Below are 26,444 nucleotides of genomic sequence, written 5' to 3' on the forward strand. Positions count from 1 at the left end.
GTCATTGAGCCACCGGTGTGGAGCTGCTGCCCGAATCGCGGCACGTGCCGGCGACGCAGCTGCAGCTCTGGATGTCCTTGAAGCCGCAGGTCGACGACATGCCCTGTCGCGCGCAGTCGGCCTGTACCGCCGCCGGATCGACCGGCGAGTTCTTGTTGACGCAGGCCGGCATCGCACCGCAGCAACTGCCGACGTTCTTGACCGTGCAATCCGAATTGCTCGCGCAGCTCGTCACCAGCTTCGGCGCGCCGTGCATCTCGACGCGTTGGGGCGGCAGGCCCGTGCTCTTGATTGGGTGATGTGCCGGCGCCGTGTTCTGCGCCGCGCTTGCGGGTGTCGACTGCGCGGGTGGCGCATCGTGCGATGCAAGCGATGCATCGTTCGACGTCATCGCCTCCGGGGCACCGCTCGCCGTTTGCGGACGTGCGCAACCTGCGGCGAGCAAGAGCGCGCACAGGATCGGAACGAACGTCGACAGGCGCATGGCGATGCTCCGGTGGGGAATGCTCAAGCCTTGCCCGACCACGTGTCACGCAGCGTGACGCTGCGGTTGAACACCGGGCGATCGGCTCGATGGTCATAGCGGTCGGCAACGAAATAACCCATGCGCTCGAACTGGAAGCTCGTCTCCGGCGCAGCCTGCGCGGCGGACGGCTCGACATAGCCCGTCACCACGCGACGCGATTCCGGATTCAGATAGTCGCGATAGGTCTTCCCGTCTTCGTCGACGTCCGGGTCCGGCACGGTGAACAGGCGGTCGTACAGGCGGATCTCCGCTTCGACCGCGTGCTTCGCACTGACCCAGTGGATCGTGCCCTTCACCTTGCGGTTCGCACCTTCCATGCCGGGGCGCGATTCGGGATCGAGCGTGCAACGGACTTCGACGACGCGGCCGTCCGCATCCTTGACCACCTCGTCGCAGCGCACGATGCCGGCGCCACGCAGGCGCACGTCGCCGCCGACGGTGAGGCGCTTGAAACCCTTCGGCGGGACTTCCTCGAAATCCTCGCGCTCGATCCACAGCACGTTCGAGAACGGCACGCGCCGCTCGCCGGCGGATTCGTCCTTCGGATGATTGGAGAACGTCAGCGATTCCTCGTGGCCGTCGGGCAGATTCGTCAACACCAGCTTCAGCGGATCGACCACGCCCATGCGGCGCTGCGCCGCGGCGTCGAGGTCATCGCGCAACGCTCCTTCGAGGATCGAGATGTCGAGCAGAGAGTTCTGCTTCGAGATGCCGACGCGATCGACCATCAGCTTCAGCGCGCCCGGCGTATAGCCACGACGACGGATGCCCTGCAGCGTCGGCATGCGCGGATCGTCCCAGCCGTCGACCAAGCCGTCGTTCACCATCGCGAGCAGCTTGCGCTTGCTCATCACGAGGTAGTTGAAGTTCAGGCGCGAGAACTCGATCTGCCGCGGCTTGGCGGCTTCGCGCGGGAAGCCCTTGTCGAGCAGCGGCTTCAGCAGTTCGGCGTAATTGACGAGGTCGACCTTGTCGACGCACCAGTCGTACAGCGGGCGGTGGTCCTCGAACTCCAGCGTGCACAGCGAATGCGTGATGCCTTCGATCGAGTCGCTGAGCGAATGCGCGAAGTCGTACATCGGATAGATGCACCACGCGTTGCCGGTGTTCTGGTGCTCGACGTGCTTGATGCGGTACAGCGCGGGGTCGCGCAGGTTGATGTTGCCGCTGGACATGTCGATCTTCGCGCGCAGCGTGCGTGCGCCGTCGGCGAATTCGCCCGCGCGCATGCGGCGGAACAGGTCGAGGTTCTCGTCGACGCTGCGATCGCGGAACGGCGACGGGCGGCCCGGCTCGGTCAGCGAGCCGCGATACGCACGAACTTCGTCAGCGGTGAGGTCGTCGACATAGGCATCGCCCTGCGCGATCAGCTTCTCGGCGGCGAGGTAGAACACCTCGAAGTAGTCGGACGCGTGGCGCAGCGAATGCCACTCGAAGCCCAGCCAGCGCACGTCGTCCTGGATGGCGCGCACGTACTCGGAGTCTTCCTTCGCCGGGTTGGTGTCGTCCAGGCGCAGATTGCAGACGCCACCGAACTCGGCCGCGACGCCGAAGTCCAGGCAGATCGCCTTCGCATGCCCGATGTGCAGGTAGCCGTTGGGCTCCGGCGGGAACCGCGTGCGGATCGCCTGGTGCTTCCCGGCCGCGAGGTCCTCGCGGACGATCTGGCGGATGAAGTCGTTCTTGACGCCGGTTTCGGGCGCGGCGTTCTCGGGCGATGCGGACATGCGGGCTTGCAACCACGTGGGGAAGCCCGCAGTTTAACGGAGCAGGCCGCTCCGGCCCGGCGGGAGACCCGCATGAAGCCCGTCTACGACGCAGCGAACCTCATCGACGCCCATCTCGTGCGCCATGCGCTCGAGGACGCGGGCATCCCGGTGTTCATCCGCGGCGAAGCGCTCACGGGCGGCATGGGCGAACTGCCGCTGTACGGCGTCGTGCAGGTCTGCGTGCCGGAGATGGCGTGGCCGCAAGCCGACGCCGTGGTGCGTGCGCTCGATTTCGGAACGCCGCCCGATGTCGACGCCGAGCCCGACTGGGACGCCGGCCTCGCGCCGATGTGACGCATCCGTCGCCACCCGCGCGACGTATCCATCGACGCCGCATTCGCATCGCGGGTGCTGCGCTGTCCACATTGCCGGCGGAGCCGGTCGAAGGAGTCCACATGCTCGAGAAACTGCTCGGAATCGGCGCGCACAAGCAGCGCCTGCCACGCGCCGGCGAAGCGCTGCCCGGCCGCGATACCGCGATGCCGGTGCACAACGCGCACCACGTCCACGGCCGCCCGATCCAAGGCGACTTCGCCGGCTTCGAGCAGGTGCAGTTCGGCCTCGGCTGCTTCTGGGGCGCCGAGCGGCTGTTCTGGAAGATCCCCGGCGTGCATACGACGGCGGTCGGCTACGCGGGCGGCGAAACGCCGAACCCGACCTACCGCGAAGTCTGCAGCGGCCAGACCGGCCACACCGAAGCCGTGCTCGTCGTCTACGACCCCAAGCAGGTCACCTTCGACGCACTGCTCAAGGCGTTCTGGGAAGGCCACGACCCCACGCAGGGCATGCGCCAGGGCAACGACACCGGCACGCAGTACCGCTCCGCCATCTACTGCACCACGCAGGCCCAATACGACGCCGCCATCGCCAGCCGCGACGCCTATGCCGCGAAACTGCGCGACGCCGGGCTGGCCGACATCACCACCGAAATCCGCTACCCCGCGCCCGAGTTCTACTACGCGGAAGACGACCACCAGCAATACCTGTCGAAGATTCCGAACGGGTACTGCGGCCTGGGCGGGACGGGTGTGAGTTGTCCGATTGGTTCGGGTGTGGAGGCGGGCTGACGAGATGCGAATGCAGCGGTGATGCAACACGCGTAGTCGCTCCCCGCATCCGTTCGTGCGAATCCGAACGCGACTGCGTTTTGCAGTCCATCAAACCCTACAACCGCCAACAACAATCGTGAGACCCGAAGGGCGGCGCGCAGGACGCGCGCCGTCCGCACCCGAGCCAGGATGGCGAGTGTGCGGATCGCGTCAGGCGAACCCGATCGCAGGCTGTAGATCCGTCGGGGAAGGCGCTTTCTTTTGGTCACTTTTCTTTGCGCCCGCAAAGAAAAGTGACTCGGTCGCGAAGCGAACGAAAGCCTTTGCTCAATCTTCGACGTCACACGTCGACCGGCGCGCAGTCACCGCGAAACCGTCCGCAACGAACAAACGTAAATCACCTCACACGCCCCATCCCCACTGTCATCCCGCGACATCGAACTCCGCCACGTCCACCCATCAGGCGCATCCGCCTCGACCAGCCACCCGTCGATACGTACGCGATCCCCGGCATGCACGTCGGCTAAGGCAGACGCCGCATCGAGATTCGCCGGAATCATGTGCATGTTCGCGCTCGACCGCACGATCTCGTCGGCCGGAATCGGCGGATCGCCGCGCCAGCGATACATGTACCAACGCCCCGACTGCGAGATGTCCAAGCCTTTGAGTACGGAGTCATCGCGCATCCGTCCCCAGCCGAGCGCGAGATCGGTAGGCGACAGGTCCGACTCGCGACCCATCGAATAATCCTCGCGAGACAGCACGCGCGCATCGACGCTGAAACCCGCGAGCGGTTGCAGCGTGGCCGCGCGCAAGCGGAACGGGCCGACACCGGAGTGAACCTCACTCTGCAGCGGCTCGCCGAATGCCGTGACGCTCGGCGGCATCGGGCAACTGACTGCGCCCACCGCTTCCGCAGCGCGCGCACGATGATGGCTCGGTCCGATCGGCGAGAACCACCAGCCGACTGCGACGACCGCAAGTGCGATGGCGAGGCTGCGACGCATGCGTCAGCTCTTGCGACGTCGCGGCGCGGGCTTCGCCGCGGGTGGCGTGAGCAGCCCGTCCGGCAACCGACGGAATTCCGCCGCGAGCTGCTCAAGGAACGTACTCATCGCGGAACTGCGTCGCCACACCATGGCAATGCGCCGATGTGGCACGTCACCGGAAAACGGCAATAGCACTAGGTCCGGCGACGGTGGCACCGGCGGCTGCACGGCGAGCATCGGCAGCAGCGTCATGCCGACGCCGGCTGCAACCATTTGCCGGAGTGTTTCGAGCGATGTAGCGCGGAAACCGTGGCGCTCGCCCGCGCCGGCAAGGCGGCAGACGTCCAGCGCCTGGTCGCGCAGGCAATGGCCTTCTTCGAGCAGGAGAAGATCCGCATCGCGCAGGTCGTCGCCATGCAGCGTGCCGCGCGAGGCGATCGGATGCGTGCGCGGCGCGGCGAGCACGAAGGGTTCGTCGAACAGCGGCTCGATACGCAGCTGGTCGTCGTGCAGCGGCAACGCGAGGATGGCGGCGTCGAGGCGGCCGTCGCGCAGTCGCTGCAGGATCTGGTCGGTCTTCTCTTCGACCAGCAACAACTCAAGGCGCGGGAAGCGCGCACGAACGCCGGGCAGCACGTGCGGCAACAGGTAGGGGCCGAGCGTGGGGAATAGGCCGAGTCGTACGCTGCCGGCTTCCGGATCGCGGCTGCGACGCGCGAGTTCGATCATCTGGTCGACTTCGGCGATCACGCCGCGGGCGCGTTCGGCGACTTCCCGGCCTATGGGCGTGAGCATGACGCGGCGGGGCGCGCGTTCGACCAGCGAGACGCCGAGCTCGTCTTCGAGCTTGCGGATCTGGGTGGAGAGGGTGGGCTGGCTGACGAAGCTCGCCTGCGCGGCGCGGCCGAAATGGCGGTGGTCGGCGAGGGCGACGAGGTATTTCAGGTCACGCAGGTTCATTGCTTGATGGTAGGGCCGGTGGGGGCGGGTTTCCATCGAAAGCGGTGGATCGATTCATTGCATCGATAGGCGGCATGCGGCGCGATGTCGCTTGGCGGGTCAGGGCACAGGCGTTTCGTGCGCTGTCGCGCCCGAGTCACTTTCTTTGCTGGTGCAAAGAAAGTAACCAAAGAAAGCACCTTCCCCGACGGATCTACAGCTCGCGACCGGGTCAGTCTTCGGCGATCCGCACACTCGCCATCCTGGCTCGGGTGCGGACGGCGCGCGTCCTGCGCGCCGCCCTTCGGGTCTCACGATTGGTTCGACTGTTGTGGCTAAGCAAGCGCGTAGCCCGGGTAAGCGAAGCGCACCCGGGGGCCGTCCGCGCGCGCGGCGCCAACCCGCAACCGATCCCGGGTGCGCTTTGCTTACCCGGGCTACGTAGCTTTCCAAGCGCGTCGCGCGCGGCGGCGCTATCGCAAGCGCAATTTCACGCCGCTTGCGACTGCGCCTGCGACTGCTCCGCCGGCGCCGACGTCCGGATCAGATGATCGAACGCGCTCAGCGCTGCCGTTGCACCTGCACCCATCGCGATCACGATCTGCTTGAACGGCACCGTTGTCGCGTCACCCGCAGCGAACACGCCGGGGATGCTCGTCGCGCCGCGGTCGTCGATGACGATTTCGCCGCGTGGGGTGAGTTCGACGGTGCCTTTCAGCCATTCGGTGTTGGGTAGCAGGCCGATCTGCACGAACACGCCTTCGAGTTCGATCGTGCGTGCACCGCCCGATGCGCGATCCTTCATCACCAGGCCGGTCACCTTCGCGCCGTCGCCGATCACTTCGGTGGTCTGGCCGCTCACGATCACCTCGACGTTCGGCAGGCTGCGCAGCTTGCGCTGCAACACGTCGTCCGCGCGAAGCTTCGAATCGAACTCGACCAGCGTGACGTGCGCGACGATGCCGGCCAGGTCGATCGCCGCTTCCACACCCGAATTGCCGCCGCCGATCACCGCCACGCGCTTGCCCTTGAACAGCGGGCCGTCGCAGTGCGGGCAGTACGCCACGCCCTTGTTGCGGTACTGGTCTTCGCCGGGCACGCCCATCTGCCGCCAGCGCGCGCCGGTGGTGACGATCACCGACTTCGACTGCAGCGATGCGCCGTTCTCCAGCTCGACGGTGATCAGACCGCCGGGCTGCGAGGCGGGCACGAGCTTCGTCGCGCGCTGCAGGTTCATCACGTCGACTTCGTAGTCGCGCACGTGCTGTTCGAGCGCGGTCGCGAGCTTCGGGCCCTCGGTGTACGACATCGACACAAAGTTCTCGATCGCCATGGTGTCGAGCACCTGGCCGCCGAAGCGTTCGGCGGCGACGCCGGTGCGGATGCCCTTGCGCGCCGCGTAGATGGCAGACGCCGCGCCTGCGGGGCCGCCACCGACGACGAGCACGTCGAATGCGTCCTTGGTCGCGATCGATTCGGCCGCGCGCGATGCCGCGCCGGTGTCGAGCTTCGCGAGCACCTGTTCGACCGTCATGCGGCCCTGGTCGAACGGTTGGCCGTTGAGCAGGATGGTCGGCACCGACATGATGCCGCGCGCTTCGACTTCGTCCTGGAACAGCGCGCCGTCGATCGCGACGTGATGGATGTTCGGATTCAGCACGCTCATCAGGCTCAGCGCCTGCACCGTGTCTGGGCAGCTCTGGCACGAGAGCGACATGTAGGTTTCGAAGCGGAACTCGCCTTCGAGCTGGCGCACCTGGTGCGCGACGTCGTCTTCGATCTTCGGCGGATGGCCGCCCACCCACAGCAGCGCGAGCACCAGCGAAGTGAACTCGTGGCCGAGCGGAATGCCGGCGAAGCGCACGTCGACATCGGTGCCGTCGCGAACGATGGCGAACGACGGTCGACGCTCGCAGTCGTCGGTGCGGTCGTATTCGACCTTATCGGACAGCGTGGCGATGTCGCGCAGCAGGCCTTCGAGCTCGCGCGAGGCGTCGGAATCGTCGAGCGACGCTTCCAGGCGGATCGGCTGCTGCAGGCGCTCGAGATACGCGGCGAGTTGGGACTTAAGGCTGTCGTCGAGCATGGGTGTACTCCATGGCGAACGGGAAAATGCAGGACGCACTTCGCCACAACGGCGCGCAAGGCGACGTCGGCGGATGGCGGAGGATTCGAACGCTGGCGGCAGTGTCGTCGGTGCGACGCCGCTGCCGTCAGCCGTCGATGGACGCCGCGCGACCTGCGCGCGGCGTCCCCGATGAGTCAGATCTTGCCGACGAGGTCGAGCGACGGCTTGATCGTGTTGGCGCCCTGCTGCCACTTGGCCGGGCAGACCTCGCCCGGATGCTCGGCCACGTACTTGGCGGCCTTGAGCTTGCGCAGCGCTTCCTTCATGTCACGGGCGATCGCGTTGTCGTGCACCTCGTAGGCCTTGATCACGCCTTCCGGGTTGACGATGAACGTGCCGCGCAGCGCGAGGCCTTCCTCGTCGATATGCACGTCGAACGCGCGGGTGAGCTGGTGCGTCGGATCGCCGACCAGCGGAAACGTCGCCTTGCCCACGGCCGGCGAGGTTTCGTGCCAGACCTTGTGCGAGAAGTGCGTGTCGGTGGTGACGATGTAGACCTCGGCGCCGTTCGCCTGGAACTCGGCGTAGTTCTCGGCGGCGTCCTCGACCTCGGTCGGGCAGTTGAAGGTGAAGGCGGCGGGCATGAACACGACCACCGACCAGTGACCCTGCAGGCTCTTGTCGCTGACTTCGATGAACTTGCCGTTGTGGAACGCCTGGGTCTTGAACTCCGGAACCTTCTTGTTGATCAGGGACATGCGACTTCCTGTGGATGGGGGAAATGGACCGACGAGCATCGTATCGGCCACCGGATGGTCGATCAAATCGATTGATCCGATACGGCCGATAGGCAGGGGCAATGGATGAGCCCGCTCGAAGCGTGACCGCCGCCGCGAAACCGGGACTTTCGACCTACGCGGCCGGTGGGCGCGGCCCCGTACGCTCGGGAGTTCATCTCCGGGGAGCACCACCGATGCACCGACCGCGCCGCCATGCCCTTGCCATCGCCCTCGCACTCGCCACCTGTGGCGCCGCGCAGGCGGCCGATACGACCGTCCCTACTGGCCCGCTGCCGCGCACCGTCGTGCCGACGCTGGTGCAGCTCGAACTGAAGATCGATCCCAAGCAGGCGAACTTCAGCGGCAGCACGCATATCGATGCGGACATCGCGGAAGCGACCGACACGGTGTGGATGCATGGGCGCGGCCTGAAGATCGCCAGCGCGCAGGCGCATGTCGGCAAGAAGGCGTATCCGCTGACGGTGACCGAGGCCGATCCGTCGGGCGTGCTGAAGCTCGTTTCCAAGACGCCACTTCCCGCCGGCAAGGCGACCTTCGACATCGCCTTCGACGCGCCGTTCGGCGAACTGCAGGGCGCGTACAAGGTCAAGCCGGACGGCCGCGACTACGTGATGACGCAGATGGAGCCGCTCGGCGCGCGCACCGCGTTTCCGTCGTTCGACGAACCCAGCTTCAAGCAGCCCTGGGACATGACGCTGATCGTTCCGCAGGACGACGTTGCCGTCGCCAATGGCCCGGAAACGAAGACCGAGGCGCTGCCCGGCGGCTGGAAGAAGGTGACGTTCAAGCGCACGCAGGCGCTGCCGAGTTATCTCGTCGCGTTCGCGGTCGGCCCGTGGGATGTCGTGCCCGGCCCGGATATCGCGCCGAACGGTGATCGCACCACGCCCGTCCACCTGCGCGGCGTCGCCGCGAACGGGCAGGGCGGCAAGATGAAGTACACGCTCGCGCATACGCCGGAGATCGTCACCGAGCTCGAGAACTACTTCGGCATCCCGTATCCGTTCGATAAGCTCGACAACCTCGCGGCGCCGGATTTCTGGGCGGGCGCGATGGAGAACGCGGGCCTCATCGTCTATCGCGATTCGCTGATGTTCCCGGACGAAACCTCGTCGGTCGGTCGTCGCCAGAGTTTCTGGGGCACCAGCTCGCACGAACTTGCTCACCAGTGGTTCGGCGACCTCGTCACCACGCGCTGGTGGGACGACATCTGGCTCAACGAAGGTTTCGCGACGTGGATGGGCAACAAGATCCACGGCCAACTGCAGCCGCAGGCGCATACCGACCGCGGCCTGCTGGAAGGTGCGATCGGCGCGATGGGCGCGGACAGCCTGGCGTCGACGCGCCGCGTGCATGAGCCGATCCGCGACTACCGCGACATCGAATCCGCGTTCGACGGCATCACCTACCAGAAGGGCGGCGCGACGCTCGCGATGTTCGAGCGCTATATCGGCGAGGACAAGTTCCGCGAAGGCATCCGCAACTACCTGAAGGCGCATGCGCGCGGCAACGGGACGAGCGCGGACCTCATCAGCGCCGTCGCTGCGCAGAGCAACGATCCGGCCGCGGTATCGAAGGCGTTCTTCGGCTTCATCGACCAGCCCGGCGTGCCGTACGTGAAGGTCGACCTCGACTGCTCGGGCGCGAAGCCGGCACTGTCGATCACGCAGCAGCGCTACCTGCCGATCGGCTCGACCGCCAGCGCGACCGGCGAGTGGGGCATCCCGATGACCATCCGCTACGCCGACGGCACGACCGTGCGCGAGCAGAAGTCGCTGGTCACCGGCGCGCAGTCGCGTGTGGAACTCGCCGAAGCCACGAGCTGCCCGAAGTGGGTGATGCCGAACGGTTACGGCGCGGGTTACTACCGCTTCGCGCTCTCGCCGAAGCTGCAGGCGTCGCTCAACGATGCCTTCGCCACGCTCGACGAACGCGAGCAGCGCATGGTCGCCGACTCCGCCGTCGCCGCGTACGGCGCGGGCACGCTCACGCCGTCGCAGCTGCTCGCCGCACTGCCGCGCTTCGCGAACGCGAACGTGCGCCAGACCGCGACCGCCGGCATGGGGTCGACGGAATGGATGAGCGAACGCCTGCTCGGCGACGACAAGGCGCGCGATGCGTTCCATACCAAAGTCGCGGCGATCTACCGCCCGCGCCTGGAACGCCTCGGCCTGACGCCGAAGCCCGGTGAGGCGGAAGACGACGCGTTGCTGCGCAGCTCGCTGGTCGACTTCTTCGCGCTCAACCTGAAGGACCCGGCGGTGCGCAAGGAAATGAACCGCGTTGGTCGGCAGGTGCTGGGCCTCGACGGTGACGGCCAGCTTCATGCCGACGCTGCCGCACGCGACCTGCGCGACACCGCGCTCGTCGTCGCGCTGCAGGAAGGCGGCGCCCCCGCGTTCGATGCCGCGGAGAAGTACTTCCGCGCCAGTCAGGACGCGGTGCTGCGCAGCGAGCTGTTGACCGCGATGGGCGCGACGCACGTGCCGGCGCTCGACGACCGTGCCCGCGCGCTGGTGTTCGAGAAGGGCCTGCTGCGTCGCAACGAGATCTTCCCGATCGTCGGCGGGCAGACCGATACGGTGGCGACGCGCACCGCGCTGCGTGACTGGGTCGACGCGCATTTCGCCGAACTCGAGGCGCGCCTCGCCCCGGCGGGTGCGTCGCTGGTCCGTCTGTACTCGGCCGGCATGTGCAGCGATGCCGATGCCGACGCCCTGCAGGCGAAGTTCACGCCGCGCATGGCGCAGGTCGAAGGCGGCCCGCGCGAACTGGAGCAGACGGTCGAAGGCATCCGCCTCTGCGCCGCCCAGGCGAAGGCCCGCAACGGCATGCCGCTGGACTTCGCGACGCGCTGATCGCCGGCAAGTTGTCCCGCGACGGGCGGCCTTCGGGTCGCCCGTCGTCGTTTGGCGGTTCGGAGGTGCCAGATGGCGCGTCAAGCAGCCGTTCGGCACAAACATTGCATCGCATCCGGCGGGAACCAAGGAGCCGGATGGACCTGATCGGCCAACTCGACAGCGCGACGCTCGCCTTCGTCACGGGGCTGGCCGGGCTGTTGCTCGCCGCGACCATGGCCGGCATCCGCACCGCCGGCATGCGCAACGACGCGCTGGTGTTCTGGGGCATCGCCGGCCTGGCCGCGGGCATCGCCCATCTGCTCGCCCACCTGACGCTCGGCTTCCACATCCAGTTGCCGCGCCGCGAATCGCTGGCCGTCGCCAATGCACTGGTGACGCTGGTGCATGTCTCGCTGCTCGCCGGCGTGCGCGTGTTCCTCGGCAAGCGCTCGTACTGGTTCCCACTCGCGCTGCTCGCCATCGCGACCGGAAGCGCTGGCTACATCGCACCGCAGGAGTGGACCGTCCTCTCCAATCGCGTGCTGGTGCTGGCGCCGATCTACCTTGCGCTCGACCTCGTGGCTGGCTTGATGCTCTGGCGCGCCGGCACCTCGCATGGCGAGCGCTTCCAGAACCTCGCCGCGGCGTCCTTCCTGTTCAACAGCGCGGTGCTCGCGATGCGCATCGTGCACGCGCTGGTCTACCGCACGCCGGTAGGCATCTTCGACCGCGATCCGTTCCAGACGCTGGTCTTCGTGCTCGGCCTGGTCTTCATCGCCGTGCTGACGATGGGCCTGGCGCTGCTGATGTTCCGTTCGAAGGAGCTGGAACTGCGCCGCCTCGTGCATTCCGATCCGCTGACGGGTCTCTTCAATCGACGTTCGCTGTTCGACTACGCACAGCGCGAGCAGGCCCGCAGCGAACGCTACGGCACCCCGCTGGCGCTGGTGATGGTCGACATCGACGCATTCAAGTCGGTCAACGACACCTACGGCCATGCCGCAGGTGACGACGTCATCTGCGAAACCGCCGTGCGTGTCGCGTGCGGTTTGCGTGACGTCGATACCGCGTTCCGCCTCGGTGGCGAGGAATTCCTGCTGCTGCTGCCGTCGACCTCGCTCGACGATGCGGTCGCGGTAGCACAACGCCTGCGTCGCGCAATCTGCGAAACGCCGATCCCCGCGATCGGTCGCGCCGTTACCGCGAGCTTCGGTGTGTCCGAGCTGGTCCGCGGCCACGAGGACTGGGAGGCGGCGATGCGTCGCGCCGACGCCGCGCTCTATCGCGCCAAGGACGAGGGACGGAACCGCGTGGTCGCGATGTCGGCCGCGCAGGCCGCGGCGATCGCGGGCGCCGCGAACGGTGTGGTGCTCGACGTACCATAAGCGCCCGTTTTTCCGGAGCCGCCGCATGCGCATCGACGCCCTGCTGCGCGACGCACGCACGCGGCTCGACGCCGGCGAAGCCGAGCACCTGATGGCGCACGTGCTCGACCGTCCCGCCTCATGGCTGTTCGCCCACGGCGACGACGACATCGATGACGCGAAGCGCGACGCCTTCATGCATCTGGTCGAGCGACGCGTCGCCGGCGAACCCGTTGCCTACCTCGTCGGTCGACGCGGCTTCTGGACGTTCGATCTCGATGTCACGCCAGCGACGCTGATCCCGCGCCCGGAAACCGAACGTCTCGTCGAACTTGCACTCGAACATGCGGCGTCGAACGCGCGCATCGTCGACCTCGGCACCGGCAGCGGCGCGATCGCGCTTGCGCTGGCGAGCGAGCGACCGGGCGCGACAGTCATCGCCACCGACGCGAGCGCCGATGCACTCGACGTCGCGCGTCGCAATGCAATGCGTCTGCAGCTCGACCGCATCGATTTCCGCCACGGCGGCTGGTATGCACCGCTGGCGGGCGAGCGCTTCAATGTCATTGCCAGCAACCCGCCCTACATCGCCGACGGTGATCCGCATCTGCAGCAGGGCGACCTGCGACACGAACCCGCGTCCGCGCTCGCGTCGGGCCGCGATGGCCTCGACGACGTCCGTGTGATCGCGGGCGGTGCGCATGCGCATCTCGTCGCGGACGGCTGGCTGCTCGTCGAACACGGCTGTGACCAGGGGGACGCCGTGCGCGGGATATTCGTCGACGCAGGCCTCGTCGAGGTGCACACCGCGCAGGACCTCGAACATCGCGATCGCGTCACGCTGGGCCGAGCAACGTAGCCCGGACGGCACATGCCGCCGCGTAATGCGGGCGCCTAGACTGCCGGACTCCTCCGAGACAGATCGCCATGCGCAGCCTGTATCCCGAGATCGAACCCTTCGACAGCGGCATGCTGCAGGTCGACGACCGCCACACGCTGTACTACGAACAGTGCGGCAATCCGAACGGCAAGCCCGTGGTGATCCTGCACGGCGGCCCCGGCGGCGGATGCAGCCCGAAGATGCGGCAGTTCCACGACCCCGCGAAGTACCGCATCGTGCTGTTCGACCAGCGCGGCTCCGGTCGTTCGACACCGCATGCGGACCTCATCAACAACACCACGTGGCATCTCGTCGCCGACATCGAAACGCTGCGCGAGAAGCTCGGCATCGATCGCTGGCAGGTGTTCGGCGGTTCCTGGGGTTCGACCCTCGCACTCGCGTACGCACAGACGCATCCGCATCGCGCGACCGAGCTCGTGCTGCGCGGCATCTTCATGCTGCGTCGGTGGGAGCTCGAATGGTTCTACCAGCAGGGTGCATCGCGACTGTTCCCCGAAGCGTGGCAGCAGTACATCGCCGCGATTCCGCCGGTCGAACGCCATGACCTGATCAGCGCCTACCACCGGCGGCTGACCAGCGACGATCCGGCGACGCGCCTCGCCGCTGCGCGCGCATGGAGCGTGTGGGAAGGCGCGACATCGTTCCTGCACTACGACCCCGACTTCACCGCCGCGCACGACGAAGCCGAGTTCGCGCTCGCGTTCGCGCGCATCGAGAACCACTACTTCGTGCACAGCGGTTTCTTCGAAACCGACGACCAGCTGCTGCGCGACACGCCCCGCATCGCACACATTCCCGGCGTGATCGTGCACGGCCGTTACGACGTGGTCTGCCCCGTGCAGAACGCATGGGACCTGCACCAGGCGTGGCCACTCGCGCAGCTGGTGATCACGCCGGCGTCGGGGCATTCGGCGTTCGAGGTCGAGAACATCGATGCGCTGATCGCCGCCACGGATCGCTTCGCGAGCTGACGACTGCATCGCGGCTGCAAAGAAAAAGGCGAGCCGCAGCTCGCCTTTTTTGTTCGATCAGTACGCCGGCGAGCGATGCCACGCCCATGCGGTTTCGATGATCGGTTCGATGCGATCGAACTTCGGCGTCCAGCCGAGCTTCTCGCGCGCCTGCGCGCTCGATGCGACCAGCACCGGCGGATCACCCGCGCGGCGCGGGCCGATCTCGTAGGGAATGTCGCGACCGCTGACCTTGCGCGCGGCCTCGATCACTTCGAGCACCGAGAAACCATTGCCGTTGCCGAGGTTGAAGCGGTGCGCGCCGGGTTCGCGGGCCATCCAGTCGAGTGCGCGCAGATGCGCGTCGGCGAGGTCGAGCACGTGCACGTAGTCGCGCACGCAGGTGCCGTCGGGCGTCGGGTAGTCATTGCCGAACACCTTGAGGCCCGCGCCTTCCCCGTTCGCCGCCTTCAGCGCGTTCGGGATCAGATGCGTTTCCGGCTCATGCGATTCGCCGATGCCTTCGTCCGCCGCCGCGCCCGCGGCGTTGAAGTAACGCAATGCGACCGACCGCAGGCCATACGCGTTCGCGGCGTCGGCGAGCACGCGCTCGACCATCAGCTTCGACGCGCCGTACGGGTTGATCGGATTCGTCGGATGCGTCTCGTCGATCACATCGCTGACGGGGTTGCCGAACACCGCGGCGGTCGACGAGAACACGAGCCGGTCGACGCCATGGCGACGCATCGCCTCCAGCATGTTGATCGTGCCGGTCACGTTGTTCTGGTAGTAGGCGTACGGGTTTATTACCGATTCGCCGACCAGCGATCGCGCGCAGAAATGCATGACGGCATCGACCTTGCGATCGAACGCAGCGTCGAGCGTTTCGGGCTTCAGGATGTCGGCATCGACGAGGCGTCCCCAGCGCACCGCTTCGCGATGGCCGGTGAGCATGTTGTCGAGGACGGTGACTTCGTGCCCGGCGCGCGAGAGCGCGAGGCAGGCGTGCGAGCCGACGTAGCCGGCGCCGCCGCAGACGAGGATGTGCATGGTCGCTTCCGTGTGAGGCGTGCGGATTCTAGGCGGCGGTATCGTCAGCAGCCCGCGAAGGCGCGAGCGGCGAGCCGTCTGGATTGCGCTCGAGCATCCACAGCCCGCCCCAGAGCTTGAGGTCGATTTCAAAGCCTTCCGCGTACTTTCGCATCAGCCACGCCGGCGCCTCGGTGCGCGGCACGTGGTGCACGGTGATGCCTTCGTCGTCGATGCCGCCGCCTTCGCCCACGCGAACAAGTCCGGTGGCACGCACGAACGCGATGCGCTCGCTGCTCATGCCGGCGGTGGTGGGGCCGACCAGCAGCACTTCGAGATGCGCGGCGTCCCAGCCGGTTTCCTCGATGAGTTCGCGACGTGCGGCGTCGATCAACGTGTCGTCGTCCTGCACGTCGCCGACGAGGCCGGCCGGCATTTCGATGGTCGACTTGCCGAGCGGCATGCGGAACTGTTCGACGAACAGCACCTCGTCGTCCGGCGTCGCCGCGATGATGATCACCGCCATGCCATGGCCGTGCACGCGCTCGGCGTATTCCCAGCGGCCGCGCTTGACCAGTCGCAGCCAGCGGCCTTCGTGCAGCGTTTCGAGCGGGGCGTCGCGATCGTCGGTCATGGTCTGCAGGCTTCGATTCCTGCAGCCGATGCTAGACGGTCTCGGATGCCACGGGTATGAAATCGATGCCGCAGGCGGCGTGGATGCGGCGGCGCGTGAGCGGGCCGAAGCGCAGGCGTTCGCAGAGATCGAGCAGCGCTTCGCGTTGCGGCTCGCCGCGACGGAACAGCGCATCGGCACCTTCGCAGGGCGCGTCGAGCGCGATGGTCGTGAGCTCGCGGCACAGCAACGCCTGCTCGCGATGCGTCTTCAGCTGCTGCGCGCAGCGTGCGGCGCCGCGTAGTGACGAGAGATACGGCACTTCCTCGACGCGACGCAGCAGTTCGTCCAGCGTGCCGAAGTGTCCAAGCAGAATCGCCGCCGATTTCGCGCCGATGCCGGGCACGCCAGGAATGTTGTCGATCGCGTCGCCGGTGAGTGCAAGGTAGTCCGCGATCTGGTCGGCGCGAACCCCGTGACGCGCCGGCACGCCCGCCGCGCTCCAGCGCTGAGCGCGCGCGAAGTCCCATTGCTCATCGTCGTCGGTGAGCAACTGCGACAGATCCTTGTCCGCCGACACGATCACGCCGCGGAAGCCATGCGCACGGGCCACATGCAACGCGCTACCGATGAGGTCGTCCGCTTCGTAATCGGTGTGCCCGAGGATGGTCAGGCCCATCGCCACGCACAGTGACTTGCAGGCCGCGAACTGGCGCTTGAGTTCGTCCGGCGCGGGGTCGCGATTCGCCTTGTACGCCGGATAGACGCGATTGCGGAAACAGCTGTCGAGCGCTTCGTCGAAGGCGATCACGACATGCTCGGGGCGAGTGCGTTCGAGCAATTCCAGAAGGAAACGCGCGAAGCCGTGCACGGCGTTGGTGGGCCAGCCGTCCGAGTCGGTGAACTCGTTGGGCATCGAATGCCACGCGCGGAACACGTAGACGCTGGCGTCGACGAGATGCAGGGTGCGGAGCGTCGTCGACGCGGGTGTCATTAGGGTGTCCAGTCGGTGAGCAGAAGCGCGGGGTCGGGGCGGTCGCGCTCGGGCGCGTGCTGGCGGATCGATCCGATATGGATGAAGCCGGCGACGACTTCGTGGTCCGCGACGCCGAGCACGCGACGCATCGCGGGATCGTAGGCGGCCCAGCCCGTCAGCCAGACGGCGCCGAACCCGAGCGCCTGCGCCGCCTGCAACAACGCAAAGCATACGGAGCCCGCGCTGAGCAGACGCTCACCGGGCGGAATCTTCGCGTCCTCGCCCTGGTCGGCGACGACGGTGATGATCACGGGCGCATGCAGGAAACGCTGCCGATCCTTCTCGATCACCGCATCGCTGGCACCCGGATCGCGCTCGCGGCTTCGCGTGGCCAGGCGCTCGCCCAGCGCTTCGCGCGCCGCGCCTTCGATGCGCACGAAACGCCAGGGCACGCGTTTTCCGTGATCGGGGACACGAACCGCGGAGCGAAGCATGCGCATCACCTGCGCATGATCGGGACCGGGGTCACATAACTGCATCGCAGGCACGGAGCGTCGCGCGTCGAGCACGTTCAACGCTTGGAAATCACCGCCTGTCGGCGTCGTTTCGGTCGCTTGGGACATGGCGCACAGATCGGTAAAGGAAGTCAGGAAGTGACGCAGATTGCCACTATCCTGCATATCCAGTCGAACCCGTTATAGCGGCGACACCTGCTGGAGTAGCAAAAGTGACCAGCCCGTTTTTCGATCAGGGAATTGATCCGCGCCATGACCCGGCGCGCGTGCTCGAAGCATTGAAGCGGCTTGCGGTCGAGCGCCTGGGAACCTTCCCGACCGCGCTCTACGTCACCGCGGAGAAGGAACTCGCCGAGGCCGGCCCCGACGCGTATCACGAGCTCGCCGGGCTCAACGTCCTGCGCACGCGCAGTGCGTCCGACACGATGAACTTCCGCCAGCAGATCGCGCAGGCGTTCGACGAATTCCGCAATCCCTTCATCCGGTCGGGCATCACGCTCGGCCTGATAGAGGAAGAGATGATCGACCTGCACCTCCAGGCGCAGGCGCTCACCGAAATCCTCGACAAGCGTTATCAGCAGCCTCTGCAGGCGCTGCGCACGCAGATGGAAGAGCTCGCGCTGGCCATGCGCGTGCCGGCCGGCGCCAATCCGGTGTCGCCAAGCAAGCTGTGCTCGACGCTGATCGCATCCGTCAGCAACGCCGGCGTGTCCGAACCGCTCGGCCGCGTGCTGTTCCGCCAGTTCCAGCAGCAGCTCGTGCCGCTGCTCGACGCGCTCTATCCGAACCTGGGCGCCGTGCTTTCGCGCGCCGGTTACGGCATGTCGGCGTGGTCGCCGGCCGTGCTGGCGAAGTTCGACCGCGAAGAGGCCGAAAAGCCCGCGCCACTGCCGGAGCCGGAAGTCGAAGCTCCGCAGCAGACGCAGCAGACGCAGCCGTCTTTTTACGGTGCGCCGCAGGCAAGCCCGCAGTACGCGCCGCAGATGCCGATGCATCCGCAGGCGCCGTCCTATTCGCAGGCGCCGCAGCAGCGGGCGCTGGGCGATGGCCTTGGCGGCCATCGCCATGCCACCGAACTCGAGCCGCTGCGTGAGCAGCTGCGCATCTGGCGCATGGAGCGTCAGCATGGCGGCGTGCGCACGCTGGCGCAGGCGCCGGTCGGGCTGCAGTACGGCGTTCCCGGTTTCTCACCGACGGGTGCTGGCGCAGGCATCGGGGCAGGCGGCTTCGGTGCGGCGCCCGCGCTACGCGAATTCCAGCCGCGCGAGATCAGCAGCATCGCGTCGGTGCTGCAGGCCGAGCCGCCGGATGTGTTCGCTCGCGCGCTTGGCGTCACCGGCAAGCTTTCCGATGCAATGCGCAGCTACCTCGCCGAAGGCGCACGTCGCATGGGCCTGCATCCCGAATACACCGCGCTGTCCGCGGAGGACGAGGACGCGGTCGACATGGTCGCGCTGCTGTTCGAATCCCTGTTCCGCACGCATGCGCTGCAGGACCGTGCGCGTCGCGTCTATGCGCGCCTGGTGCTGCCGTACCTGAAGGTCGCGATCAACGATGACTCGATGTTTGTCGAGCGCGGCCATCCGGCGCGTCGACTGCTCGATGCGCTGACCGAGGCCTGCGAAGACAACACCGGTTCGACGCCGCAGGAGCGCGAGCTTCTCGAGCGCGCATCGGCCGTGTCGCAGCGCATCGTCGTCGAATTCAACGAGGACCTCTCGGTCTTCGAGATGGCCTACGCCGAACTCGAGGACCTGCTGTCGCAGCAGCGTCGTCGCGTCGAGCTGCAGGAGCAGCGCGCAGCGAAGGCGAGCTACGGCCGCGAGCGTCTGGCGCAGGCGCGTACGCGTGCCGACACCGTGCTGCAGCGTCGTCTTGCTCAGACGCCGCTGACGCAGGCGGTCGGCGATTTCCTGGTCACGCCGTGGCGCCACCATCTGGTGCAGACGCTTCTGCGCGACGGCGAGGACAGCGTGCGCTTCCGTGACGCGATCGCGATGGGCGACGCGCTTGCACACGCCGACATGCTGGCCTCGCGCGCCGATGGCGATGCGCTGGTACGCCAGCTGCTCGAACTCGAAGAGCCGCTGACCGAATGCCTCGCATCGTCCGGTCTCGACGCCACCGCCGCGAGCCACGGCCTTGCCGGCATCGTGCGCGGCCTGGCCGATCCCGATGCCTCGCGTCGCGTGCGCGCCATGCCCGCACCGGTGCGTGACGAGCCCGAGCAGGAAACGCGTCTCTGGCTCGCTGGCGGCACGGATGCACTGCGCGCCGATCCGCAGTGGGTGGCGAAGATCCGCAAGCTCGAAGTCGGTTCGTGGGTGCGCATGTCCGATGCGCAGGGCGAGCCGATCTCGGCGAAGGTCGCCTGGGTCAGCCCGCTGACCTCGCGCCTGCTGCTGGTCAACCGTCGCGGCATGCGCGTGCTGGCTGCCAGCGTCGAGGAACTCGCGCTGCTTGGCGCCGAAGGCCGCCTGACGGTCGCCACCGGCCAGTCGCCGTTCGAAGCCGCGATGGAGCAGTTGCAGCAGCAGCTGCAGGCCGTCGGCGGCAACTGAGCCTCGGCGTTCGGGGTACGGAGGGCGGCTTCGGCCGCCCTTTCGTTTTGTGGCGATCGGAAACGAACTGCCGCCCGCCGCGATTGCCCGCTACGATGCGTCGAAGCACCGACGGAGCATGCGCATGACGGCAGTGACAGTAGGCATCCTGCGCGAGCGCGCGCCCGGCGAACGACGCGTGGCGGCGACGCCCGAGACCGTGCGCAAGCTGGTCGCACGCGGCGCGCAGGTCCGCATTGAATCGACTGCCGGTGCGAGCGCGGGGTTCGTCGACGATGCCTACGTACAGGCCGGCGCGACGATCGCGGACGCTGCATCCATCATCGGCGACGGCGACCTGCTGCTCGCGGTGCAGTCGCCCGGCGACGACGTACTCGCCGCGATGAAGCCCGACGCGACGCTGGTCGGCCTGCTGGCGCCGCAAGCGTCGGAATCGCGCGGCACGCTCATCCGCGATCGCGGCATCGTCGCGTTCCCACTGGAGCGCCTGCCGCGCACCACGCGTGCTCAGGCGATGGACGTGCTGAGTTCGCAGGCCGGCATGGCGGGCTACAAGGCGGTGCTGATCGCCGCCACGCTTGCCCCGCGGTTCTTCCCGATGCTGACCACCGCCGCGGGCACGATCCGGCCGGCGAAGGTGCTGGTGATCGGCGCTGGCGTTGCAGGTTTGCAAGCGATCGCGACTGCGAAACGCCTCGGTGCGCAGGTCGAAGGTTTCGACGTTCGCCCCGAAACGCGCGAGCAGATCGAATCGCTGGGCGGCAAGTTTCTCGACCTCGGCGTCAGTGCGGCAGGCGAGGGCGGTTACGCACGTGCGCTCACCGACGAGGAACGCGCCGAGCAGCAGAAGCGGCTCGGTGCGCATCTGGGCTCGGTCGATGTCGTGGTCTGTACCGCTGCGGTCCCGGGCCGACCCGCGCCGAAGATCGTGACGTCGACGATGGTCGCCGGCATGAAGCCCGGCAGCGTGATCGTCGATCTGCCCGCGGAAAGCGGTGGCAACTGCGAGGCGACGGTGCCCGGTCAGACGGTCGACGTCGGTGGCGTCGTCGTCGACGGGCCGCTCGGGCTGGCCAGCATGGGCGCGGTGCATGCGAGCGAGATGTACGCACGCAATGTGCTGAACTTCGTCAGCCTGTTTCTCGACGGCGGCGCGATGTCGTTCGACTGGAGCGACGAGCTGCTCGCGAAAACCGTGTGGCCGGAACGCGCCGCCGAGGCCGCGATCGCCGCGGCCTGAGTCCGATCAGCGACGGATCGATACGATCGAGCCGTCGCGATGCATCAGTGCTGCGCCGACTGCGACTGCAGCCACGTCTTGCGCTGATCCGGCGTCATCCCGCGCAGTTTTTCGCGCAACGCCTTCTTGTCTTCAGGTGACATCGAGCGGAAGCGCTCGAACGCGGCGCGCGCCTGCTCGCGCTCGGCGGGCGACATGTCCTGGAACTTCGCGAGCCCGTGTCGCGCCTGCTTGCGCTGGTCCGGCGTCATCGTCTTCCAGCGCTGCGCGTGGCCGAACATGCGCTGGCGCGTTTCCGGACTCGCATTCCAGCGCTCGCGCATCGGCGCGATCAGCATGTCGCGCTGCGCCTGCGTGAGGTGATCCCAGTCGGGCAGTGCGGCCGTCGTGCTCTGCGCGTGCGACGGTAGCGCCGCGAGAAGCAGCGCGACCGGGGCGAGGGAAAGGGCGAAACGCTTCATGGCTTACTCCGTTTGCGCCGAGCGCTCGGCGCCCAGCCACAGGTAGAACTCGGGATCTTCGGTGAGGTCGGGTGCGACGACGTCCGCGTCCGTTGCGGTCGGCAGGCGCGTCGCCGGCGACGGCGTGACCGCAGCGATGCGCGGCTGCGATGCATTCACCGCAACGCGCGTGTTCGTCGCTGCGACCTGGCGATGCGACACGCCGCCCGCACCGGACCCCGGCGGACGCAGCTGCACGACCAGCGCGAGCGCGAGGCCCGCAGTGGCGACGCCTGCCCAGCGCAGCACGCCGTGCGAACTGCGCCGCGTCTCGCCCTTCAACGCGGCGCGGCGACGCTGCGCGAGTTGCGCATTGACGCGCGCCGACAGTTGGTCGAGCGACGCCGCATGGACGCTGCGGGCGCGCGCGTCGAAAGCGTCACCGGCGTTGTCGTGCATGCTCATCGGAAATCCTCCAGTTTCTTTTGCAGGGCGTCTCGCGCGCGCGACAGGTGCGTCTTGACCGAGCCATCGCTGCAACCCATCACGCGTGCCGTCGTTTCGACGTCCAGTTCTTCCAGCACCCGCAGGGTGAATGCTTCGCGCTGTCGCGCGGGCAGGCCCTGCAGGGCTTCGACGAGGCGTTCGTACGCCTCGCGCGAATCGTTCGCCCGTGACGGATCCGGTCCCGGATCCGCCCAGTCGATCGGTCCTTCGTCGTCCGCCGGCGGTGGCGCGAGCCACTTCAGGCGGAACGTGCGGCGGCGCTGCAGATCGATGATCCGGCTGCGCAGCACGCTCCAGAACAGCGGCGTCCATTCCGCCGGCGGCCGGTTCGCGTAGGCGAGCATCTTCACCATCGCGTCCTGCACCACATCCAGTGCGTCGTCGCGATGACGCAGGCCCATCTCGGCGAAGCGGAAGGCGCGGCCGGAGATCGATGCAAGGAATGCATCGAGCGTCTGCGGCTCACCGCCATCCACCTCGGCCTCGAGGGCCTGCGCCATCGGGAGCGTCATCCGTGGTGACGATCCCAGCGGCGGTCGATGCGCTCACCCTTGCGGTCGAGGCGGTGGTCGATGCGGTCACCGCGGGCGTCGAGGCGGTTCTCGGCGCGGTCGCCGCGGCGGTCGAGGCGGGCGTCGGCGCGGTCGCCTTCGCGCTCCAGACGCGCGGCGCGCTGCTCGTGGCCCGCGGCTTCGGCCTTGGCGGCGCGGTTGTCGAAGCGCTGTTCGACACGGTCACCCTTGTTGTCGAAGCGCTGGTCGATGCGGTCGCCCCGGGCGTCCAGGCGGTCCTCGATGCGATCGCCCTTCTGGTCGAGGCGGTGTTCGATGCGGTCGCCACGGTCCTGGGTGGACTGGGCATGGGCGACCGGCAGCACGGCGATCAGCGCGGGCAGGGCATAAGCGACGATCTTCTTCATGGCGTTCTCTCCTTGGTCATGTCGTGGACCGGCGTCCCGGTGATGTGCCGCGCAGCACATACGGAAACGCCCGGCCTCGACCCGGGTTGACGAACGCCCGGAAGAATTCAGCCATCGTTATGATGGAACGAACGGGGCAGTGGAGGGGAGCATGGGCGACGGGTTCGTGGCGCTGTACATCTTCATGCTCGCGGCGATCGCGGGCCACGTGATCATCTCGCGGGTGCCGGTGATCCTGCATACGCCGCTGATGTCGGGGTCGAACTTCATCCACGGCATCGTGCTGATCGGCGCGATCGTGGTGCTGGGGCAGGCCGACACGACGGTGGAGAAAGCCATCGGCTTCCTGGCCGTGCTGCTCGGCGCCGGCAACGCCGCCGGCGGTTACGTGGTGACCGAGCGCATGCTCGACATGTTCAAGGCCTCGCGGAAGCCCGGAGGTCGCGCATGAGCGGCGCCATGGATCCGCGCGTGCTGCTCGCGTCCGCAAGTTATTTCGTCGCCGCCACGCTGTTCCTGCTGGGCCTGCAGCGCATGGCCTCGCCGGTGACCGCGCGCAGCGGCATCCGCTGGGCCGGCGCCGGCATGCTGATCGCCACGGCGGCCACGTTCCTTCTGCCCGGCCTGCACAACCTGCCGCTGATCGTGCTGGCGCTGGTGATCGGCACGCTGGCGGCGTGGGTGTCGGGCAAGAAGGTGGCGATCACCGACATGCCGCAGATGGTCGCGCTCTACAACGGCATGGGCGGCGGCTCGGCGGCGGCGATCGGTGCGGTCGAACTGCTGCGACTCAACGCGGGTGAGCCGGCGACGTCGATGACGTCGGTTGTGCTCGCAGTCATCGGTGCATTGATCGGCGCGGTGTCGCTGTCGGGCTCGGTCATCGCGTGGGCCAAACTCGACGGGCGCATGGACAAGCGCTACACGTTCCCGGGCCAGCAGGCGTTCAACGCGTTGGTGTTCCTCGCGACGCTCGCAGCCGGCGTGCTCGCGGTGATGTGGCTCGGCAATACCGTCGATGGCACGTCGTACGGCCTCGCGCCGATCATCGCGTTCTTCGTCGGCGCGTTGCTGGTCGGCGTGCTGATGACGTTGCCGATCGGCGGCGCCGACATGCCCGTCGTGATCTCGCTGTTCAACGCGTTCACCGGTCTTGCCGTCGCGTTCGAAGGCTACGTGCTCGGCAACGAAGCGCTGATCATCGCCGGCACCATGGTCGGCGCGGCCGGCATGTTGCTGACGCGACTGATGGCCAAGGCGATGAATCGCCCGATCAGCGGCGTCATCTTCGGCAGCTTCGGCGGTGGCGGCGAAGCGCAGGAAATCACCGGCAGCCAGAAGCCGATCGAAGCCGGCGATGTCGCTGCATTGATGGGTTTCGCCGAGCGCGTTGTGATCGTGCCGGGCTACGGCATGGCGGTCGCGCAGGCGCAGCACAAGATCTGGGAGCTCTCGCAGAAGCTCATGGATCGCGGCGTCAAGGTGAAGTTCGCAATCCATCCGGTCGCGGGCCGCATGCCGGGCCACATGAACGTGCTGCTCGCGGAAGCCGGCGTGCCGTACGACCTCATCGCGGACATGGACGACATCAACCCCGAGTTCAAGAACACCGACGTCGCGCTGGTGATCGGCGCGAACGACGTGGTGAACCCGGTCGCGAAGACCGACCCGGCGAGCCCGATCTACGGCATGCCGATTCTCGATGTCATCGATGCGAAGAACGTCGTGGTGATCAAGCGCGGCCGCGGCACCGGCTTCGCGGGCATCGAGAACGCGCTCTTCTATGCGGACAACACACGAATGCTGTTCGGCGACGGCGCCGAGATGGCGGCGGCGCTTGTCAGTGAGCTGAAGACGCTGGACGGCGGCGGGCACTGATCGCCGGCCAGGCGCAGGCGACGGCGAGCGCGAGCACGACCCACACCGCGTCGCGCCAGTCGTTCGCGAGGCCCGCGAGCGTCTGCGCGTGATGCACGCCGAGCTTGCCGAGCGCCTCGATCGTGCCGCTGCCCAGCGGCACGCCCACGTTGATCGCGATGATCGCCCAGTTCGCGAGCGCGACCATCACGACGGTGGCGAGCGTCGCGGCGACTGCGCGCATGCCCGGCCGCAGCGTCGGCGCGAGCCCGAGCACCCACAGCACGTCCACCGCGCCGACTACCGCCATGAAGCTGCACTGGCGGCTGGAATAGAGCGCGGCCAGTGTCCACAGCGCGGCGAAGCCGAACACGACGAGCGGAAGCAGGAACCAGGCGAGCCAGGCGGAGCGGGGCAGGGGCATCGGATCGTCGTGGACAGCGGCCGCACAGGATAGCCGGCGGACAGGGAAGGGCCGCGAAAGTGGACTAGAATGGTCCGAGTTAAAAGGTGACACGTCCGATGTATTCCCGTTCCAGCGAACCCGTCCGCTTCGAGCGCGACTGCGCCGCCGTGCTCGTGCCGCAAGGCGAGGCCGTGAACCTGCCGGCCGGCAGCGTCGGCTACATCACCCAGGCGCTGGGCGGCAGCTTCACCGTGTTCGTCGAAGGCAACCTGTTCCGCATCGCCGGCCGCGACGCCGACGCGATCGGCAAGGAGCCGCCGTCCCCGCTGGAACTCGCGGAAGGCGCCGACGACGCAGCGGTCGAAAAGCTCGTCTGGCAGCAGCTGCGGACGTGTTTCGACCCGGAAATCCCGATCAACGTGGTGGACCTGGGCCTGGTCTACAACGTCGACGTCGAGCGCAACGACGAAAAGCCCGGCGAGCGCGTTGTGCGCGTCGAGATGACGCTGACCGCGCCGGGCTGCGGCATGGGCGACGTGCTGGTCGCCGACGTCCGCGACAAGCTCGAGCTGATCCCGACGGTGACCGACGCGGACGTCGAGCTGGTATTCGACCCGCCGTGGAACCGCTCGATGATGTCCGAGGTCGCGCGTCTCGAGACCGGGATGCTCTGAGGCAGTGGAGCCGGGCGACACGCCGGCAGCGATCCATTCATGTCCGAACGTACCGGCGCGATTCATTCGCGCTGGTGTGTCGCTGCACGCGTCGGCTGTGCCCTCGGTTTTGCGGCGGCCCCTCCCGGGGGCGAAAGGCGCATGCTCGATGTGCGGGCGGGGTAGCCGTGTCGCCAAAAGCCTTTCGCGGCTTGCGTCGGATAGGCAGAAGGGCCGCATAAAGCCGTTCGTCAGCACGCTTGAGCGGCCGGACGCGCGGTCGCCCGATCTGGAACGACAACGGCAAAATTTGTGGACGCCGGACACGCTACTGTCGCAATTTCATGCTGCGACGCGCCATAAAACGGCGCGCAAAAGGCTTCACAAAGCCATAACGGGCGCGGCGACGGTCTTGAAAATCAGCAGGTTACGTTCGGTAACGTAAACCGCTCATCGGACCGGACAAAAAATTTCAAACTTTTTTGCGTGAAGGGCCGGGGACGCATCCACCTTCGCTGGACGGACGCAGACGG

Annotated in this window: 26 protein-coding genes; 11 read left to right on the plus strand and 15 right to left on the minus strand. The window is 67.5% G+C overall.

The annotated features are described in order from the left end of the window. Position 1 precedes the first annotated feature (1 nt). Positions 2 to 484, minus strand: a complete 483-nt coding sequence (locus ACVWWW_RS04420; protein WP_051234908.1) for a hypothetical protein — start codon at positions 482 to 484, stop codon at positions 2 to 4. Between the two features lie 23 nt (positions 485 to 507). Next, positions 508 to 2,253, minus strand: coding sequence for a glutamine--tRNA ligase/YqeY domain fusion protein (locus ACVWWW_RS04425; protein ID WP_027082365.1), 1,746 nt, complete (start codon positions 2,251 to 2,253; stop codon positions 508 to 510). Positions 2,254 to 2,325: 72 nt separating this feature from the next. Here ACVWWW_RS04425 and ACVWWW_RS04430 point away from each other — a divergent pair, with 72 nt between their 5' ends. Beyond that, positions 2,326 to 2,589, plus strand: coding sequence for a putative signal transducing protein (locus ACVWWW_RS04430; protein ID WP_027082366.1), 264 nt, complete (start codon positions 2,326 to 2,328; stop codon positions 2,587 to 2,589). 113 nt (positions 2,590 to 2,702) lie between these two features. Next, positions 2,703 to 3,362, plus strand: a complete 660-nt coding sequence (gene msrA / locus ACVWWW_RS04435; protein ID WP_027082367.1) for a peptide-methionine (S)-S-oxide reductase MsrA — start codon at positions 2,703 to 2,705, stop codon at positions 3,360 to 3,362. A gap of 344 nt (positions 3,363 to 3,706) precedes the next feature. On the opposite strand, the gene ACVWWW_RS04440 is transcribed toward msrA, so the two are convergent. The 4 genes from ACVWWW_RS04440 to ahpC all read right to left on the minus strand — a co-directional run bounded on the left by ACVWWW_RS04440 (position 3,707) and on the right by ahpC (position 8,098). Beyond that, positions 3,707 to 4,351: a hypothetical protein gene (locus ACVWWW_RS04440; protein WP_036141724.1), complete on the minus strand. Its 645-nt coding sequence runs from the start codon at positions 4,349 to 4,351 to the stop codon at positions 3,707 to 3,709. Positions 4,352 to 4,354: 3 nt separating this feature from the next. Beyond that, on the minus strand, positions 4,355 to 5,293 hold the full coding sequence (locus ACVWWW_RS04445; protein ID WP_027082368.1) for a LysR substrate-binding domain-containing protein: 939 nt from the start codon (positions 5,291 to 5,293) through the stop codon (positions 4,355 to 4,357). 469 nt (positions 5,294 to 5,762) lie between these two features. Next, positions 5,763 to 7,358, minus strand: coding sequence for an alkyl hydroperoxide reductase subunit F (gene ahpF, locus ACVWWW_RS04450; RefSeq protein WP_027082369.1), 1,596 nt, complete (start codon positions 7,356 to 7,358; stop codon positions 5,763 to 5,765). A gap of 176 nt (positions 7,359 to 7,534) precedes the next feature. Continuing rightward, the gene (gene ahpC / locus ACVWWW_RS04455) at positions 7,535 to 8,098 is read right to left on the minus strand and encodes an alkyl hydroperoxide reductase subunit C (protein ID WP_027082370.1); all 564 of its coding nucleotides are present in this window, start codon (positions 8,096 to 8,098) and stop codon (positions 7,535 to 7,537) included. Positions 8,099 to 8,313: 215 nt separating this feature from the next. On the opposite strand from ahpC, the gene ACVWWW_RS04460 reads away from it, so the two are divergent. The 4 genes from ACVWWW_RS04460 (at position 8,314) to pip (ending at position 14,216) form a co-directional block, all read left to right on the plus strand. After that, positions 8,314 to 10,998, plus strand: a complete 2,685-nt coding sequence (locus ACVWWW_RS04460; protein ID WP_027082371.1) for a M1 family metallopeptidase — start codon at positions 8,314 to 8,316, stop codon at positions 10,996 to 10,998. A 137-nt stretch (positions 10,999 to 11,135) separates the two neighbouring features. Further along, entirely contained in the window at positions 11,136 to 12,365 is a 1,230-nt protein-coding gene (locus ACVWWW_RS04465) for a GGDEF domain-containing protein (RefSeq protein ID WP_027082372.1), read from the plus strand. A 25-nt stretch (positions 12,366 to 12,390) separates the two neighbouring features. Next, positions 12,391 to 13,203, plus strand: coding sequence for a peptide chain release factor N(5)-glutamine methyltransferase (gene prmC / locus ACVWWW_RS04470; protein WP_027082373.1), 813 nt, complete (start codon positions 12,391 to 12,393; stop codon positions 13,201 to 13,203). 68 nt (positions 13,204 to 13,271) lie between these two features. Beyond that, complete coding sequence (pip, locus tag ACVWWW_RS04475; RefSeq protein ID WP_027082374.1) at positions 13,272 to 14,216, plus strand: prolyl aminopeptidase; 945 nt, start codon at positions 13,272 to 13,274, stop codon at positions 14,214 to 14,216. A 57-nt stretch (positions 14,217 to 14,273) separates the two neighbouring features. On the opposite strand, the gene galE is transcribed toward pip, so the two are convergent. Genes galE through ACVWWW_RS04495 form a run of 4 tightly spaced genes read right to left on the minus strand, consistent with a single transcriptional unit; the run spans position 14,274 to position 17,436 of the window. After that, positions 14,274 to 15,245, minus strand: a complete 972-nt coding sequence (galE, locus tag ACVWWW_RS04480; RefSeq protein ID WP_027082375.1) for a UDP-glucose 4-epimerase GalE — start codon at positions 15,243 to 15,245, stop codon at positions 14,274 to 14,276. A gap of 28 nt (positions 15,246 to 15,273) precedes the next feature. Continuing rightward, positions 15,274 to 15,858, minus strand: coding sequence for an NUDIX hydrolase (locus tag ACVWWW_RS04485; protein ID WP_027082376.1), 585 nt, complete (start codon positions 15,856 to 15,858; stop codon positions 15,274 to 15,276). A gap of 31 nt (positions 15,859 to 15,889) precedes the next feature. After that, a complete protein-coding gene (locus tag ACVWWW_RS04490; RefSeq protein ID WP_027082377.1) occupies positions 15,890 to 16,831 on the minus strand; it encodes a 5'-3' exonuclease H3TH domain-containing protein in 942 nt (313 codons plus the stop codon). Continuing rightward, positions 16,831 to 17,436 carry a nitroreductase family protein gene (locus ACVWWW_RS04495; RefSeq protein ID WP_051234910.1) on the minus strand — a complete coding sequence of 202 codons (606 nt, stop codon included), beginning with the start codon at positions 17,434 to 17,436 and terminating at the stop codon, positions 16,831 to 16,833. Before ACVWWW_RS04495 ends, ACVWWW_RS04490 begins: the two co-directional genes overlap by 1 nt. 104 nt (positions 17,437 to 17,540) lie before the next feature. On the opposite strand from ACVWWW_RS04495, the gene ACVWWW_RS04500 reads away from it, so the two are divergent. Then, the gene (locus ACVWWW_RS04500) at positions 17,541 to 19,889 is read left to right on the plus strand and encodes a DUF1631 family protein (protein ID WP_027082379.1); all 2,349 of its coding nucleotides are present in this window, start codon (positions 17,541 to 17,543) and stop codon (positions 19,887 to 19,889) included. Between the two features lie 124 nt (positions 19,890 to 20,013). Beyond that, a complete protein-coding gene (locus ACVWWW_RS04505; protein ID WP_036142226.1) occupies positions 20,014 to 21,129 on the plus strand; it encodes an NAD(P) transhydrogenase subunit alpha in 1,116 nt (371 codons plus the stop codon). A gap of 44 nt (positions 21,130 to 21,173) precedes the next feature. Here ACVWWW_RS04505 and ACVWWW_RS04510 read toward each other — a convergent pair whose 3' ends face one another. From ACVWWW_RS04510 to ACVWWW_RS04525, 4 genes are read right to left on the minus strand one after another with little or no spacing between them, the layout of a single operon-like run. Continuing rightward, entirely contained in the window at positions 21,174 to 21,590 is a 417-nt protein-coding gene (locus ACVWWW_RS04510; RefSeq protein ID WP_027082381.1) for a DUF3106 domain-containing protein, read from the minus strand. Positions 21,591 to 21,593: 3 nt separating this feature from the next. Next, positions 21,594 to 22,034 carry a hypothetical protein gene (locus ACVWWW_RS04515; RefSeq protein WP_027082382.1) on the minus strand — a complete coding sequence of 147 codons (441 nt, stop codon included), beginning with the start codon at positions 22,032 to 22,034 and terminating at the stop codon, positions 21,594 to 21,596. Further along, positions 22,031 to 22,576 carry an RNA polymerase sigma factor gene (locus ACVWWW_RS04520; protein ID WP_456998641.1) on the minus strand — a complete coding sequence of 182 codons (546 nt, stop codon included), beginning with the start codon at positions 22,574 to 22,576 and terminating at the stop codon, positions 22,031 to 22,033. The genes ACVWWW_RS04515 and ACVWWW_RS04520 overlap by 4 nt, the downstream gene beginning before the upstream one ends. Positions 22,577 to 22,584: 8 nt before the next feature. Next, complete coding sequence (locus tag ACVWWW_RS04525) at positions 22,585 to 22,995, minus strand: hypothetical protein (protein ID WP_027082383.1); 411 nt, start codon at positions 22,993 to 22,995, stop codon at positions 22,585 to 22,587. Between the two features lie 151 nt (positions 22,996 to 23,146). On the opposite strand from ACVWWW_RS04525, the gene ACVWWW_RS04530 reads away from it, so the two are divergent. Together ACVWWW_RS04530 and ACVWWW_RS04535 are read left to right on the plus strand one after the other, a co-directional pair. After that, positions 23,147 to 23,446, plus strand: a complete 300-nt coding sequence (locus tag ACVWWW_RS04530; protein WP_027082384.1) for an NAD(P) transhydrogenase subunit alpha — start codon at positions 23,147 to 23,149, stop codon at positions 23,444 to 23,446. Next, a complete protein-coding gene (locus ACVWWW_RS04535; RefSeq protein ID WP_155914194.1) occupies positions 23,443 to 24,873 on the plus strand; it encodes an NAD(P)(+) transhydrogenase (Re/Si-specific) subunit beta in 1,431 nt (476 codons plus the stop codon). The genes ACVWWW_RS04530 and ACVWWW_RS04535 overlap by 4 nt, the downstream gene beginning before the upstream one ends. Here ACVWWW_RS04535 and ACVWWW_RS04540 read toward each other — a convergent pair. After that, positions 24,836 to 25,276, minus strand: coding sequence for a hypothetical protein (locus tag ACVWWW_RS04540; RefSeq protein WP_051234914.1), 441 nt, complete (start codon positions 25,274 to 25,276; stop codon positions 24,836 to 24,838). The genes ACVWWW_RS04535 and ACVWWW_RS04540 overlap by 38 nt on opposite strands. A gap of 98 nt (positions 25,277 to 25,374) precedes the next feature. Between ACVWWW_RS04540 and sufT the strand changes: the two genes are divergently transcribed. After that, the gene (gene sufT / locus ACVWWW_RS04545) at positions 25,375 to 25,932 is read left to right on the plus strand and encodes a putative Fe-S cluster assembly protein SufT (protein ID WP_027082386.1); all 558 of its coding nucleotides are present in this window, start codon (positions 25,375 to 25,377) and stop codon (positions 25,930 to 25,932) included. Positions 25,933 to 26,444: the final 512 nt, after the last annotated feature.

Source organism: Lysobacter sp. HA18 (genome assembly GCF_054057595.1).